We start from the raw sequence: 14512 nt of genomic DNA, 5'->3' as shown, positions 1-14512 counted from the left end.
AGTCCTGTGTAAGACGGTTAAGCAAATTGGCCTTGCGCTTGCAGGTCGGCATGATAGGAAGAGCGAACCATCGGGCCAGACGCCACGTGGGTGAAGCCCATTTCCAGGCCGGCCAGTTCCAATTGTTTGAACTCGTCCGGCGTCCAGTAGCGTTTGACGCCAAGGTGGAAGTCCGACGGTTGCAGGTACTGGCCGACAGTCAGCATTTCCACATCGTGTGCGCGTAAATCTCGCATGACGTCGAGAATTTCGTCCATTTCTTCACCTAATCCGACCATCAGACCGGATTTGGTGGTGGTGTCCGGGCGCATGGCTTTAAAGCGTTTGAGTAGGTCTAACGAGGCCTGGTAATCCGCACCTGGGCGCGCTTCTTCATACAGACGTGGGATGGTTTCCAAGTTGTGGTTCAGCACATCTGGGGGCGATTGTGCGAGCGTATCCAAAGCCACGGTCAATCGACCGCGAAAATCGGGCACGAGGGTTTCGATTTTAACGTCCGGTGTGGTGGTGCGAATGGCATCAATGCACTGCAAAAAGTGACCGGAGCCGCCGTCTCGAAGGTCGTCTCGGTCCACGGAGGTGATGACCACGTAATTGAGCTGCATGGCGGCGATGGTGTCGGCCAAATGTTGCGGTTCATTGTCGTCCAATGCATTCGGTCGGCCGTGGGTGACATCGCAGAAAGGGCATTTGCGTGTGCAGATGTGGCCCATAATCATAAAGGTCGCCGTGCCGTGCCCGAAGCACTCGCCCAGGTTTGGGCAGGAAGCTTCTTCGCACACCGAGTTTAACCCTTGCTCGCGCAAAATTTGTTTGAGTTCCTTGACTCGACCAATGTGTTTGGCCGACGGTAATTTGGCTTTAATCCAACTGGGTTTTTTCAGTTTGGGCTGGCTTGGGTCCGGGCGGTGTTTCAGCGATTTGGTTTTGTATTCGCCTTTTGACATCTGTTCGTTACGCGCTTTCAGGCTGTCTTTTTGCAAGCCGGTGATGGCGTCGAGAGAAATTTCGTGCATTTGTGGTGACGTCATAAGCTGGAAAACCCAATAAAACAAAGACGTTATTATAGAGCCAAAGCGATTTTATTCAAGAAATGCCGTGTGTTAGCCGGAGATTTCCGGTTCCAGATGGGTTAATAAAATTTGACTCAATTCGGTCAGGCAGGTGTCCATGTCGGGAACGGCCGTTGTGTCTTCCAATTGATCGGCGACCTGAGTCATTTGAATACCTTCCAAGCCGCAGGGGGTGATCCAGTGGAAAGGGCTCATGTCCATTTCGAGATTGAGTGCCAAGCCGTGATAAGTGCGTTGTTTTCGGATTTTTAAGCCTAGGGAGGCTATTTTGTCACCGTTAACGTACACGCCCGGTGCCTCTTTGCGGGCACTGGCATCAATGTTGAGGGTGCTTAAGTAGTCGATAATGGTGTTTTCCATTCGACTGACCAGGTCGCGAACCCCGATTTTGGCCCGTTTTAGATCCAGCAATAAATACACAACGGCTTGTCCTGGGCCGTGGTAGGTGACTTGTCCGCCCCGATCGGTTTGGATAATGGGGATGTTGTTCTGGTGTGCCGGGCCGAGCAGGTGCTTGGCGTCGCCATTCAAGCCCTGGGTGAAGACCGGCGGGTGGGTGACCAGCCAAATTTGATCGTCGGTCTCGTCGGAGCGTTCGCTGGTGAAGTTTTGCATGGCCTGCCAGGTGTTCTCATAGGGTTGCAGGCCGAGGGATCGAATGTGAACGGGCATGTTTGCTTACAGTGTCATCAGGATTTCGGGGTGTTGCTTCAGTTCACCATAGATGCTGTGCAACTGTTCCAGGCTGGTGGCGTGGAAGGTGATATTGACGGAAATGAAGCGGCTGCCCTTCGAGTCCTTGATGCGAATGTTGTCGCGGGAGGCATCCGGCGCGTATTTTTGGGTGATTTCATATACGGTTTCCACCAGGGTTCCGTTGTTTCGACCCATGGCTTTCAGTTCAAAATCGCATGGAAAATCGATCAACGATTCGTTATCGGGAGTGTGTAAATCGACCGTCATAATGTGTGTTCTCGGTTTAGGCTTTATTGGTTTAATGCTTTGTTTATATGGGCTTGTTTGGCGTTTTCAAAGTGTTGTTGCATTTTTTGCCAGGCCTGGCCGGGTTGACCGTTTCCGACCGGCTGTCCGTTGAGTTGGGTAACGGGGAGGGCGTATTTGGTGGAACTGGTCAGCCAGATTTCATCGGCGGCTTGCAAGTCGGGCAAGGTCAATGGGGTTTCGCTAAAAGGCATATTGTGTTGTTCAGCCAGTTCCAGAATGACTTGGCGGGTGATGCCAGACAGCAGTGCGGTGCTTTGCGGCGGGGTTTGCAGTTGTCCATCCCGGACAATGAACACATTACTGGAAGTGCCTTCAGTCACGAAACCGCCTCGGTCAAGGAGAATGGCATCGTCGGCGCCTTGTTGTTTGGCGGTCATCTTCATCAGGATATTGGGCAGCAGTGTAATGGCTTTGATGTCGCAATGCTGCCAGCGTAAATCGTCCAGTGTGACGGCTTTGATGCCATGGATTTGAATGTCATCCGAAACCGGTTTTAATTCATTGGTGTAGGCGTAGAGCGTCGGGGTCAAGTTGTCGGCGGGCAAATGGTCGCGCTGCATTTGAACGCCGCGTGTGACTTGAAGGTAGATGAATTGGTCTGGCCAGGGATGCATATCGACCAGTTTCTGCAGAAGTTTGCGCCAACCGGCGTCGTCCAGGGGATTCATAATGTCCGTGGCGGCGAGACTGTTTTTGAGGCGTTTCAGGTGCGGTTCGAAAGTGAACAGCCGTTTGCTGTAAACGGGGATGACTTCATAAACCCCGTCACCAAATAAAAACCCCCTGTCCTGGGGGGAGATTTGGGCTTTTTCAATGGGAATGAAGTCGCCGTTCAGGTAGGCGATTTGTCCGGATTTTCCCATAGGCTGTCCTCAATTAAAGGCCCAGGAACCCCAGCAAACTTTTGAATAACAGTTTGATTTGGTCCAGGATTTTCTTAAAGAAAGAACCTTCTTCGACTGGAGATAAGCTGACCAGCTGCTTCTGGGAGATGGTCTCATCGTTCAGTGAAACGGTCAATTCACCCAGTGGCTGATCGGCATTTACCGGGGCCGTGATTTTCGGGTCGATGGTGGATTCGATTTTCAAGTTTTTGTATTGGCCACGCGGAATGGTGACGTAAAGGTCGTTTTCCAGGCCCAGTCCGACAGTGTCTTGTTGTCCTTCCCAAATCCGTGCGTCATTCAAGCGTTGACCGGCTTGGTACAGTTTGTGGGTTTCGAAGAAACGGAAGCCGTAATTCAGCAGTTTTTGGCTTTCTTGAATGCGTTGTTTGGCGCTGTCCGTTCCCAGTACGACGGAAATCAAGCGCATGTCATCACGTTTGGCCGATGTTACCAAGCAATAGCCAGCCGATTCGGTGTGCCCGGTTTTTAAACCGTCCACGGAAGGGTCTTGCCAAAGCAATTTGTTGCGGTTGTATTGGGTGATGCCATTGAACGTGAATTTTTTCTGGGCATACCACTCATATTCTTCCGGGAACTTGTTGATGAGTGCGCGGGCCAAAATAGACAGGTCCTCCGCGGTTGTGTAATGATCCGGGTTGGGCAAGCCGGTGGCGTTCATGTAATGAGTGTGCGTCATTCCCAGAGATTCGGCGTATTTGTTCATCAGTTCGGCAAAGACTTCTTCGCTGCCGGCAATGTGCTCAGCCAGCGCCACACTGGCATCGTTACCGGATTGGATGACCATGCCTTTGATCAAGTCGTGGACAGAGACTTTTTTACCGACTTCGATGAACATTTTGGAGCCGGGCATTTTCCAGGCTTTCGGTGAAATCGTCACCATGTCGTCCAGGCTGATATTGCCGTTGCTCAATTCGTTGATGACGACGTAACCGGTCATGATTTTGGTTAAGCTGGCCGGTTCGACGCGCATGTCAGCGTTTTGGCTGGCAATGATTTTGCCACTGTTGTAATCGATCAGGATATAGGCTTCGGCCGCTGTTTTTGGCGGTGATGGAACAACGTGCGGAACCGGTTGGGCCGGAGGCGGAGTTTGAATGCTGTCGGCCCAAACCGGGCTGAGAAATGCAAAGAAAGTGAAAATAAAACCAAGCGTCTTAACCATGAGATATCAGTATCTTTTTTAGCAATTAATAATTTTGATAATTTAACACAAACGGGGTGAAACCGAAAGGGAACCCCGAGTGTTATCTTGATTGAAACAATGGAAAGATAATGGAGGTAAAACCGGTTTTTTCAAGTTTTGTTAAGAGGTAAGTAGTCGTTTGTGGGTGTGGATCGACATGAGAATGCCGAAGCTGACCATCAGGGTGACCAGTGAACTTCCTCCATAGCTCAATAAGGGTAAAGGCAAGCCGACAACCGGCAGTAAGCCACTGACCATGCCGATGTTGACGAATACGTACACGAAGAGCGTCATCACAAGGCTGGCCGCGGTCAGGCGAGCGAAATTTTCCTGGGCTTGGTAGGCGATGTAGAGACCGCGCGCTATGACCAGTAAATAAAGCAGTAAGAGGATTGCGACCCCAATCAAACCGAATTCTTCGGCCAGTACCGAAAAGATGAAGTCGGTGGTGCTTTCCGGGAGGAATTCCAAGTGCGCTTGGGTGCTGCCCATAAAGCCTTTGCCTTCAATGCCGCCCGAGCCAATGGCAATTTTGGATTGAATGATGTGGTAGCCGGTACCGAGCGGGTCGGATTCCGGGTTGAGGAAAGTCAGAACACGTTGTTTCTGATAATCATACATGTAGAAATTCCAGATAATCGGTAGGCTGGCGGCGACCACCGCCATGGCTGATAGGATAAACTTCCAGGACAAGCCGGCGAAAAACAGCACAAAGAGTCCGCTCATGGCAATCAGGATAGAGGTACCTAAGTCCGGTTGAACGATAATCAAGCCCGAAATCAAGCCAACCAGGCCAATCCCGACCAGCATTTTTTTATTGGAGGGCGGTAAGGTGTCGTGTGCGAATAGCCAGGCAATCATCATCGGCAAGGCCAGTTTCATGATCTCCGATGGCTGAAAGCGGAAAAAGCCCAGATCCAGCCAGCGTTTGGCGCCTTTACCGATGTCGCCAAACAGCAGGACACTGGCGAGCATGATGGTGCCGATGGCAAAAATCCAGGGGGTGTAAACCATCATCAAATTGGGTGGGATTTGCGCGAACAGTATCATCAAGGCAAACGCGAACCCGACACGGAGCAGGTGGCGTGATAAGACTTCGGGGTCGGCGCCGGAAGCGCTGAATACAATCAGACTGCCGATGACGATTAACCCGAGAATGCCCAACAGAAGCCATGCATCGATGTGCAGCGACACCAAGAGCCCTTTGTTCTGGCGGTAGACTTTTTCCTTGGCGGGTAAATCAATTCTCATCGTGCAACTCGGTCAGGTAATATTTGATGATGTCCACGGCGACGGGAGCAGCCTTGAGCGTGGAGTTTTCTATGATAACACTGATGGCGATTTTCGGTTTTTCCACCGGCGCAAAGCCGATAAACAGCGAGTGATCACGCAGGCTTTTTTTGATGTTTTCTTCATCGTATTCGGCTTCATTCAAGCTGAAAACTTGAGCGGTACCAGTCTTTCCGGCCATTTTAAATGGCAGGTCGCGGGCATATTGCCGTGCGGTGCCGCGTGAACCATGCATGACGTCGACCATGGCTTGGATGACTTCTTCCCAGTTGCGGATTTTTTGAATCGGAATCTGTTCTTTTTCCGGTTCGTCCATGCCTTTTAAAAGATGCGGTTCCACTACTTCGCCGCGGTTGGCCATAATGGACGCGGCCTTGGCCAATTGCAGTGGCGTGGCGAGGAAATAGCCTTGTCCGATGGCGGCGATGATGGTTTCACCTTTATACCAGGACTCGCCTTTGGTGTTTTTCTTCCAGGCCTTGGAGGGCAGGATGCCGACGGATTCGTTGAAAAGGTCAATTCCGGTGTGGTGTCCGAAACCAAAAGGGTATAGCGAGTCGTGGATCAGGTCGATGCCCATATCCAGGCTGAGTTCATAGAAGTAGGTATCGCAGGATTGTGCGATGGCATCGTTCATGTCGACCAAGCCGTGACCTTGGCGCTTCCAGTCGCGATAGCGGTGGTCTTTGAACTCGAAAAAGCCAGGGTCGTAGATTTGTTTTTGCGGTGAGATGATGTTGTTTTCAATGGCAGCCAGGGCCACAAACGGCTTGATGGTGGAGCCGGGTGGGTATTGACCGTTCAAAACTCGGTTGATGAGGGGGCGGTTGTGGTTGGACAGCAGTTTTTTATAGTTGGTCTGGCTGATGCCGTCCACAAATAGGTTCGGGTCGTAACCGGGCGAACTGATGTACGCGAGGATGTCGCCGGTTTTCGGGTCGGTGACCACGACGGCGGCTTTTTTACCGTCCAGGTATTTTTCGATGTATTCCTGTAAGCGGATGTCGATGGTGAGCTGAATGTCTTTACCCGGTTTGGCCGGAATGGTTTCCAGTTTTCGAATGACGCGACCTCGTGCATTGGTTTCCACTTGCTGCAGACCGGGAAAGCCGTGGAGAACGGGTTCATAGAATTTTTCCACGCCTAGTTTCCCGATGACGTCGGTACCCGCGTAACGGGATTCGTTCAGGCCGTCGTATTCCTGCTGATTGATTTTACCGACATAGCCCAGCGCATGCACCGCCGCGGAGCCGAAAGGATAGGTGCGTTTGAGTTTTGCGACCAGTGTGATGCCAGGGAATTGGTAGCTGTTACCGGCAAAGCGTGCGGCTTCATTTTCCGAAAGGGTATAAGGTAAATAGATTGGCCGATACTTGCTCGAAACTTTCAAGCGTTCTTCAAACTTGTTGAGTTTTTGCTCGGGCAGGTCTGGCAGAATCTCGTGTAACCGGTTGATGGTTTCGGTGATGTCTTCGATTTTATCTTTGGAAAACTTCAGGACGAAAACAGGTTGGTTGTCCGCCAGTAGAATGTGGTTACGGTCGTAGATACGGCCACGCACCGCCGGAATGGGTTCCACGGATATCCGGTTGCCTTCCGCCATGGAATGATAATGATTGTAGCCAATCCACTGCAGGTAAGTCATGCGCCCCAACAGTACCAAAAAGAAAAGGATGGCAAAGGCCAGGGCAAAGTAGATGCGGGCACGGAAAAGTCGTTTCTGTTGGCTGATTTCGTTTTCCGTTTGGTACAGGTGGTGGTGATGTCTCATGGCATTTAGCTGAATACGAATCGTTGCGTCAGGCGCTGCATGATCGTTGAGAAAAACGGCCAGATGAGTGCGGCAATGAACGGTTCGGCCCAGAAGTAGAAAAGGTCATGCCCGACAAGAACCGGATGAAATAAAAACCAGTTCATGACTTGAAACAGCGCAATGTAAGTGCCGATAATTAAGGATTGTTGCCAGAGCGGATAACCCTTGAATCGTAAGCGGGAGCGCAGCATCAGAAACGTCAAGGTGATAAAAATCAAGCTGTGAGAGCCCAAGGGGGTGTTGAGCGAGGCATCGAAGATCAGGCCGAGCAAAAACGCCGACAACAAATGGGTTTTGTCGAGGATTTGGGTAGTCCAAAACAATAACATTAAGACGGTCAAATATGGGATGAAGTTGATTTTGAAGCTCAAAATCATCATGTTGTCGAGCACCATGCTCAGCAGATAGCTGAACAGCAGTAGCCATTTGATGTCGGATACCCGAAGGGAAAACACTTTATCGGACATCGATTTCTCCAATCTGGTTTGAAAGGATCAGCACTTTTTGCGAACGGTTCAAATCTGCCATGGGTTCAGCGGAAATTTCATAGTAAGGCTCGTCTTTCAGGTTACTGACCTGAGAGATTTTCGCCACCGGGTAGCCTTCAGGGAAAATATTGCCCAGGCCTGATGTTTCCAGTAAATCGCCTTCTTGTACCGAGCTGGAATTGGGAATGAACATCAGGGACAGCTGGTCGTGCCCCAGGCCGCTGAGAATGCCGCGCTGTCCGGTTCGTTGGATGCGTACGGGCACCTGAATATCGGGATCGGTGATGAGTTGCACTCGGCTGGAGGTCGGTGTCATATAGGTGATCAGGCCGATGAGTCCTTTGGCGTCGATGACGGTTTGGTTGATGTCGACATCGTCGAGAGCACCTTTATTCAGTGTATAGAACTGGGCATATGGGGTTTGGCTGTAAGCGGTCACGGTGGCGATTTGGATTTTTGAAGCATCCAATTGGCTGGCGGTGCCGAGCAAACGGTTCAAACGATCGATTTCTAGTTTGAGCTTGGCCATTTGTTGCTGTTGGGCCTTGAGTAACAGGTTTTCCGTCTGCAGTTGCTGGTTCTGTAAACGCAACTGGTTGATGGTGGTGTAGTCTTTCTGCATCCAGTTATAGATGTCGAGCGGCAGGGTGGCGGTGCGCTCAATCGGTTCGATGGTGGTCAGCAGCAGGTTGCGGAAATTGGACAATAGGTGGCTGTAATGGTCCATGACCATCAAAGCGATACAGAGAATGAAAAAAGCGACGAACTGAGTGCCTTCTTTTTGGGGCGAGGTGGAGCTCAGGTTGATGGTAGCCTCCTTACGACAAGAAGGCCGGATGAAATCGAAAAGCGGTTAGAGTGTGTAAAAAACATCTCAGTCAAATGAAAAAACGTCAATTCCTTTTTCATCCATCAATTCCAACGCTCGGCCGCCGCCGCGCGCCACACACGTTAACGGATCATCGGCAATAATGACTGGGACGCCGGTCTCTTCAGATAGCATGGTGTTGATATTGCGAAGCAAAGCGCCACCACCAGTCAGTACGATACCGTGCTCGGCAATGTCGGCACCGAGTTCTGGTGGCGTGTGTTCCAAAGCGGTACGAACCGCACTGACAATCGCAGAAAGCGGTTCTTGAAGGGCTTCCAGAATTTCATTACTGTTCAACGTAAAACGTCGTGGTACCGATTCGGCAATGTTGGCACCGTGGACTTCCAGTGTGTCCGGCTCGATTTCGTGATAAGCGGTGCCGATTTCTTTTTTGATTTTCTCGGCGGTGGCTTCACCGATGACCATGCCGTAATTGCGACGCACGTATTTGATAATGGCATCATCGAAGCGGTCGCCGCCCACTTTAACTGAATCCGACCAAACAATACCGTTCAAAGATAAGGTGGCGACTTCGGTGGTGCCCCCGCCGATATCAACGACCATGGAGCCGGTGGCTTCACTGACCGGCATGCCGGCACCGATGGCGGCGGCCATCGGTTCTTCAATCAGATAGACTTCACGCGCGCCGGCACCGGCAGCGGATTCACGGATCGCGCGGCGCTCGACTTGAGTGGAGCCGCAAGGCACACACACCAAAACACGAGGGCTGGGTTGGAAGAAGCGGGCTTCGTGTACTTTTCGGATAAAGGATTGCAACATTTTTTCGGTGACTTCGAAGTCGGCGATGACGCCGTCTTTCATCGGACGAACCGTTTGAATTTTCTGGTTCTCTTTCCCAAGCATCTGTTTCGCGCCTTCACCGACGGCCACAATCGAACGGGAGTTGGAACCCTGACGGTTGTTCATGATCGCCACGACGGATGGTTCATTCAGAACCATGCCTTTTCCTCTGACATAAATTAGGGTGTTGGCGGTACCGAGGTCGATGGAAAGGTCGTTAGAAAAGAGTCCGATGATTTTACGCAACATTGAGGCAAATCCTTAAAATAGCTTGTTTCGTTGGTTTCAATTAATGGGTTTTTCGTCGCCGAATGGGCGCTTTGTCAAAGTGATTGGTGTTGGTGAAAGCCACTTTTTCAATCGTCTTTGATTGAGCTGGAAAATGAACCCAGAAATAACCCAAACATTTTATATCAAACTCGCTATGAAAAGTCATTTATTTGTCATAGAAATTCGTATAAAACCTTAAATTTCCGTTTATGGGCTTTTCGCCCGGAAACGAGTGTTTTGTTTGTGATTTTATTCCGGGTTTTTGTCGGCCTTTTTCCGGTTTGTCTCTTTTTGAAAAGTTCGAAATGTGGTAACTTAATAAGGTTTTAATTTTTGGTTTAATGGAGAGTCGAAGTGTCCTTGAATAAAACTGACGTCGAGTCAATTTCGCGCTTGGCGGCCATTTCGGTGGAAGCGTCCGAAGTCGAGCCTTTGGCGGATAAATTGTCCAGTATTCTGGATATCTTCACGCAAATGCAGGCCGTGGATACGGAGGGGGTCGAGCCGATGTCGCATCCGTTGGATCAGGTGCAGCGTTTGCGTGACGATGTGGTCACCGAGGTGGATCAGCATGAAAAGTATCAAAAGCTGGCCCCGGCCGCGGAAAATGGCATGTACCTTGTGCCGCAAGTAATTGACTAAAAGAGACAGACTTCAGATGCACACTTTATCTGTTAAAGAAATGAGCGACAAGCTCAAAAAACGTGAAATTACCAGCGTTGCGCTGACGCAGCATTATTTGGACCGTATTGAACGCTACGATGCGGAGTTGAATGCCTATGTGACGGTGACGCCGGAATTGGCGATGGAAATGGCCAAAGCGGCCGACGCGATGCTGGACGAAGGGAAAGGCGGGCCTTTGACCGGTATTCCGGTGGCCCATAAAGATATTTTTTGTACCGACGGCGTCAAAACGACGTGCGGCTCGAAAATGCTGTATAACTTTATTGCGCCTTACGATGCCACCATTGTGGAAAAAATCAAAGCAGCCGGTATGCCGATTTTGGGTAAAACCAATATGGACGAGTTTGCCATGGGCTCGTCTTCCGAAAGCAGTTACTTCGGGCCGACGAAAAACCCTTGGAATTTGCAAACCGTACCGGGGGGGTCATCGGGCGGTTCCGCGGCGGTGGTCGCGGCAGGCCTGGCGCCTTTGGCGACCGGTTCCGATACCGGTGGGTCGATTCGTCAACCGGCGTCTTTTTGCGGCGTGACTGGGATTAAACCGACCTATGGTGCGGTTTCGCGTTACGGGATGATTGCTTATGCATCCAGTTTTGATCAGGCCGGTCCAATGGCGCGTTCGGCCGAAGAAACGGCTTGGTTGTTGAATGTCATGGCCGGGTTTGACGAAAAAGACTCCACTAGTATCGAAATGACCAGGCCTGATTTTGAGGCCGAATTAGGCCAAGACATCAAAGGTCTGAAAGTCGGTGTTCCGGCAGAATATTTCGGTGACGGCCTGGATGAAGGCGTCGAAAAAGCGGTTCGCGACGCGATTGCCCAGTTGGAAGCGTTGGGGGCGGAAATCGTCGAAGTCAGTTTGCCGAACAAGGATTTGGCGGTACCGTCTTATTATGTGCTGGCCCCGGCGGAAGCCTCGTCCAATTTGTCGCGTTTCGACGGTGTGCGTTATGGCTATCGTTGCGACAACCCGCAGGATTTACAGGACCTGTATATGCGTTCCCGTTCCGAAGGTTTCGGTGCCGAAGTGAAGCGCCGTATCATGGTGGGCGCTTACGCCTTGTCGGCCGGTTATTACGATGCCTATTACTTGACAGCCCAGAAACTGCGCCGCATTGTGCGTGACGATTTCGTCAAAGCGTTTGAGCAATGTGACGTGATTGTCGGGCCGGTTGCGCCGTCACCGGCCTTTAAGATCGGTGAAAAATCCGATGATCCGGTCAGTATGTATCTGGCGGATCTTTACACCATTCCTGTCAACTTGGCCGGCTTGCCGGCCATGTCCGTTCCCGCCGGTTTTGCCGATGGTTTGCCGGTTGGCCTGCACTTGGTCGGTCCGTATCACAGCGAGCCGACGCTCTTGAAAGTGGCACACCAATATCAACAAAATACCGATTGGCATCAACAAATGCCTGCGGATTATCAATAAGGAAGGAATGGACAATGACTTGGGAAGTTGTGATTGGTTTAGAGATTCACGCTCAATTAACCACCAAAACAAAGATTTTTTCCGGCTCATCCATTGCTTATGGTGCGGAGCCGAACACCCAGGCCAACTTGTTGGACTTGGGGATGCCGGGGCAATTACCGGTCTTGAATAAAGCGGTGATTCCGAAAGCGATTCGCTTGGGCTTGGCCTTGAGTGCCGAAATCGGTAAACGCTCGGTCTTTGACCGTAAAAACTATTTTTATCCGGATTTGCCGAAAGGGTATCAGACCTCGCAGTTTTCGTATCCCATCGTTGATAAAGGTGGTTTTTTGGATATTGAGGTGGACGGTGAAACCAAGCGAATCGGTGTCACGCGCGCTCATTTGGAAGAAGACGCCGGTAAATCGATTCACGATGCTTTTCCAGGGCAAACCGGGGTGGATTTGAACCGTGCCGGGACGCCGCTGTTGGAAATCGTGTCCGAACCGGACATGCGTTCGGCTCAGGAAGCGGTGGCTTATGCCAAGAAAATGCATGAGCTGGTGCAGTACTTGGGGATTTGCGACGGCAATATGCAGGAAGGTTCTTTCCGGGTGGATTCCAATGTCTCGATTCATAAGCCGGGTACTCCGTTTGGAACACGTGCCGAGTTGAAAAACATCAACTCGTTTAAGTTCATTGAGCAAGCCATCGAGTATGAAATTCAGCGCCAGATCGATATTTTGGAATCCGGCGGCCAAGTCGTGCAGGAAACCCGTTTGTACGATGCTGATAAAAACGAAACCCGTTCCATGCGTGAAAAGGAAGAAGCGAACGATTACCGTTACTTTCCATGCCCGGACTTGTTGCCAGTGGTGATTACCGACGAAGACATTGAAGCGATTCGGGCCGATATGCCGGAGTTGCCAGAGGCTAAGCGTCAACGGTACGTCGCGGACTTCGGGTTGTCGGATTACGATGCGGCGTTCTTAACCGGTTCTCGTGCCATGGCGGAATACTTTGAAGCCGTGTTGGCGGAAACCAATGAACCCAAAGTGTCTGCCAACTGGGTGATGGGGGAGCTGTCGAAAGCGTTGAACCAAAACGACATGGATATTGCCGATTCCCCGGTTTCCGCGGCGCAGTTGGCCGGTTTGATTGCTCGTATTCAGGATCAGACCATTTCCGGTAAGATTGCCAAGCAGGTGTTCGACGCCATTTGGGCGGGCGAAGGCGACGCCGATGCGATTATCGAGCAGAAAGGCCTTAAGCAAATCACCGATTCCTCAGCGATTGAGGCGATGGTTGATGACGTCTTGGCGAACAACCCATCTCAAGTGGAAGCCTATAAAGGCGGCCAGGAAAAGATGTTCGGTTTCTTTGTCGGGCAGGTGATGAAAGCTTCGCAAGGCCAAGCCAATCCGGCTCAGGTCAATCAGATACTGAAAGAGAAGCTACAGTCTTAAATCATCAAAACCGCCAGGCCTGGCGGTTTTTTATTTTAGGTGGGCGGAAATGTGAAAAGATTAAGGCAGTTTGAATCTTGTCTAAAATTCGCTTGAAACTCTATAAAAAAACCTTATATTAGTCATTATCTACAGTTAATGTGTTAAAACAGTGACTGGACTCTCAACAACAGACGATTTGGTAACCATTGGAGGTTTTGAATGAAACGAATCGGTTTATTTTTATTAACAAACATCGCGGTTTTGGCTGTGGCCATGATTACGATGAATTTGTTAGGTGTCGGCAACTATATGCAGGGCACGAATCTGGACCTGGGTAACCTGTTTGCCTTCGCGGCCATTTTCGGTTTTGCAGGTTCGTTTATCTCTCTTGCCATGTCGAAGTGGCTGGCGAAAATGTCGGTAGGGGCGCAAGTTATCGAGCAACCTCGTAATGCCGATGAGCAATGGTTGATGGAAACCGTGCGTCGTCAAGCGGAAAAAGCCGGTATCGGCATGCCGGAAGTCGCGATTTACGACTCGCCGGAGCCAAACGCTTTTGCCACCGGGATGACTAAAAATTCCGCTTTGGTTGCGGTATCGACCGGGTTGTTGCGCAATATGCGTCAAAACGAAGTCGAAGCGGTATTGGGGCACGAAGTCGCGCACATCGCTAACGGTGACATGGTCACCATGGCGTTGTTGCAAGGCGTGGTGAACACCTTTGTTATTTTCTTCGCTAAGATCGTAGCCTACGTTGTGGATCGAGTGGTGCTGAAGAACGAAAACGAAGGTCATAGCTTTGTGTTCATCGTGGTAGACATCGTGGCGCAAATCCTGTTCGGTATTCTGGCCAGTATGATTACTATGTGGTTCTCGCGTAAGCGTGAATTCCATGCCGACAACGGTGGTGCTTATTTGGCCGGTAAAGAAAATATGATTGCAGCCCTGCAACGTTTGCAAACCATGCAGCCGGGTGAATTGCCGGATCAAATGGCGGCGTTCGGGATTTCTGCGAAAGCGTCCAGCTTCGGTGATCTGTTCCGTTCGCATCCGCCTTTGGAAGATCGTATCGCAGCTTTGCGTGCGACCAGTCAAGAACAATTGAAAATCGCCTGATTTTTCAATCACAAATCTTCTTTTCTGAAAGCCCTCGTTTTGAGGGCTTTTTTATTTCCGATTATTTTTTATCAAAAACACGTAAAAAGTGACCCTAGGGACAATAGGAATTATTTTCATATCTCACTATAGTTAGCTTCACATAGAAAACAAC

14 protein-coding genes are annotated in these 14512 nt (G+C 50.5%); 4 read left to right on the top strand and 10 right to left on the bottom strand.

The window, feature by feature from the left end:
* Nucleotides 1-17: 17 nt before the first annotated feature.
* The 10 genes from lipA to EPV75_RS08720 all read right to left on the bottom strand — a co-directional run bounded on the left by lipA (nt 18) and on the right by EPV75_RS08720 (nt 9681).
* Nucleotides 18-1031, bottom strand: a complete 1014-nt coding sequence (gene lipA / locus EPV75_RS08765; protein WP_192893976.1) for a lipoyl synthase — start codon at nt 1029-1031, stop codon at nt 18-20.
* Nucleotides 1032-1103: 72 nt separating this feature from the next.
* The gene (lipB, locus tag EPV75_RS08760; protein WP_128385124.1) at nt 1104-1745 is read right to left on the bottom strand and encodes a lipoyl(octanoyl) transferase LipB; all 642 of its coding nucleotides are present in this window, start codon (nt 1743-1745) and stop codon (nt 1104-1106) included.
* Nucleotides 1746-1751: 6 nt separating this feature from the next.
* Nucleotides 1752-2036, bottom strand: coding sequence for a YbeD family protein (locus tag EPV75_RS08755; RefSeq protein WP_029938519.1), 285 nt, complete (start codon nt 2034-2036; stop codon nt 1752-1754).
* Between the two features lie 23 nt (nt 2037-2059).
* Nucleotides 2060-2941, bottom strand: coding sequence for a D-amino acid aminotransferase (locus EPV75_RS08750; RefSeq protein ID WP_128385123.1), 882 nt, complete (start codon nt 2939-2941; stop codon nt 2060-2062).
* A gap of 13 nt (nt 2942-2954) precedes the next feature.
* Nucleotides 2955-4148, bottom strand: a complete 1194-nt coding sequence (locus EPV75_RS08745) for a D-alanyl-D-alanine carboxypeptidase family protein (RefSeq protein WP_128385122.1) — start codon at nt 4146-4148, stop codon at nt 2955-2957.
* 141 nt (nt 4149-4289) lie between these two features.
* Nucleotides 4290-5420, bottom strand: coding sequence for a rod shape-determining protein RodA (gene rodA / locus EPV75_RS08740; protein WP_029938516.1), 1131 nt, complete (start codon nt 5418-5420; stop codon nt 4290-4292).
* Entirely contained in the window at nt 5410-7230 is a 1821-nt protein-coding gene (mrdA, locus tag EPV75_RS08735) for a penicillin-binding protein 2 (protein WP_128385121.1), read from the bottom strand. The genes rodA and mrdA overlap by 11 nt, the downstream gene beginning before the upstream one ends.
* Before the next feature lie 5 nt (nt 7231-7235).
* Nucleotides 7236-7739 (bottom strand): rod shape-determining protein MreD, encoded by a 504-nt coding sequence (mreD, locus tag EPV75_RS08730; protein WP_029938514.1) that lies wholly within the window; start codon nt 7737-7739, stop codon nt 7236-7238.
* Nucleotides 7729-8502 (bottom strand): rod shape-determining protein MreC, encoded by a 774-nt coding sequence (gene mreC, locus EPV75_RS08725; protein ID WP_225972430.1) that lies wholly within the window; start codon nt 8500-8502, stop codon nt 7729-7731. Before mreC ends, mreD begins: the two co-directional genes overlap by 11 nt.
* A 132-nt stretch (nt 8503-8634) precedes the next feature.
* The gene (locus tag EPV75_RS08720; protein ID WP_029938512.1) at nt 8635-9681 is read right to left on the bottom strand and encodes a rod shape-determining protein; all 1047 of its coding nucleotides are present in this window, start codon (nt 9679-9681) and stop codon (nt 8635-8637) included.
* Nucleotides 9682-10056: 375 nt separating this feature from the next.
* Between EPV75_RS08720 and gatC the strand changes: the two genes are divergently transcribed.
* From gatC to htpX, 4 genes are all read left to right on the top strand, one after another.
* The gene (gene gatC, locus EPV75_RS08715) at nt 10057-10344 is read left to right on the top strand and encodes an Asp-tRNA(Asn)/Glu-tRNA(Gln) amidotransferase subunit GatC (RefSeq protein ID WP_029938511.1); all 288 of its coding nucleotides are present in this window, start codon (nt 10057-10059) and stop codon (nt 10342-10344) included.
* A gap of 16 nt (nt 10345-10360) precedes the next feature.
* A complete protein-coding gene (gene gatA, locus EPV75_RS08710; RefSeq protein WP_128385120.1) occupies nt 10361-11815 on the top strand; it encodes an Asp-tRNA(Asn)/Glu-tRNA(Gln) amidotransferase subunit GatA in 1455 nt (484 codons plus the stop codon).
* A gap of 14 nt (nt 11816-11829) precedes the next feature.
* A complete protein-coding gene (gene gatB, locus EPV75_RS08705; RefSeq protein ID WP_127119461.1) occupies nt 11830-13260 on the top strand; it encodes an Asp-tRNA(Asn)/Glu-tRNA(Gln) amidotransferase subunit GatB in 1431 nt (476 codons plus the stop codon).
* A 201-nt stretch (nt 13261-13461) separates the two neighbouring features.
* The gene (gene htpX / locus EPV75_RS08700) at nt 13462-14358 is read left to right on the top strand and encodes a protease HtpX (RefSeq protein ID WP_128385119.1); all 897 of its coding nucleotides are present in this window, start codon (nt 13462-13464) and stop codon (nt 14356-14358) included.
* The last annotated feature ends 154 nt before the right edge of the window (nt 14359-14512 follow it).

The organism is Hydrogenovibrio thermophilus (assembly GCF_004028275.1).
In the GTDB taxonomy this organism is placed as follows: Bacteria; Pseudomonadota; Gammaproteobacteria; order Thiomicrospirales; family Thiomicrospiraceae; genus Hydrogenovibrio; species Hydrogenovibrio thermophilus.
This window is presented reverse-complemented; position numbering and strand designations above follow the sequence as displayed.

Coding starts and splice junctions, on each gene's coding strand:
- lipA (WP_192893976.1), bottom strand. CDS start 1,031: ATGACGTCACCACAAATGCACGAAATTTCTCTCGACGCCATCACCGGC.
- mrdA (WP_128385121.1), bottom strand. CDS start 7,230: ATGAGACATCACCACCACCTGTACCAAACGGAAAACGAAATCAGCCAA.
- EPV75_RS08750 (WP_128385123.1), bottom strand. CDS start 2,941: ATGGGAAAATCCGGACAAATCGCCTACCTGAACGGCGACTTCATTCCC.
- lipB (WP_128385124.1), bottom strand. CDS start 1,745: ATGCCCGTTCACATTCGATCCCTCGGCCTGCAACCCTATGAGAACACC.
- EPV75_RS08755 (WP_029938519.1), bottom strand. CDS start 2,036: ATGACGGTCGATTTACACACTCCCGATAACGAATCGTTGATCGATTTT.
- rodA (WP_029938516.1), bottom strand. CDS start 5,420: ATGAGAATTGATTTACCCGCCAAGGAAAAAGTCTACCGCCAGAACAAA.
- mreD (WP_029938514.1), bottom strand. CDS start 7,739: ATGTCCGATAAAGTGTTTTCCCTTCGGGTATCCGACATCAAATGGCTA.
- EPV75_RS08720 (WP_029938512.1), bottom strand. CDS start 9,681: ATGTTGCGTAAAATCATCGGACTCTTTTCTAACGACCTTTCCATCGAC.
- gatB (WP_127119461.1), top strand. CDS start 11,830: ATGACTTGGGAAGTTGTGATTGGTTTAGAGATTCACGCTCAATTAACC.
- gatA (WP_128385120.1), top strand. CDS start 10,361: ATGCACACTTTATCTGTTAAAGAAATGAGCGACAAGCTCAAAAAACGT.
- EPV75_RS08745 (WP_128385122.1), bottom strand. CDS start 4,148: ATGGTTAAGACGCTTGGTTTTATTTTCACTTTCTTTGCATTTCTCAGC.
- htpX (WP_128385119.1), top strand. CDS start 13,462: ATGAAACGAATCGGTTTATTTTTATTAACAAACATCGCGGTTTTGGCT.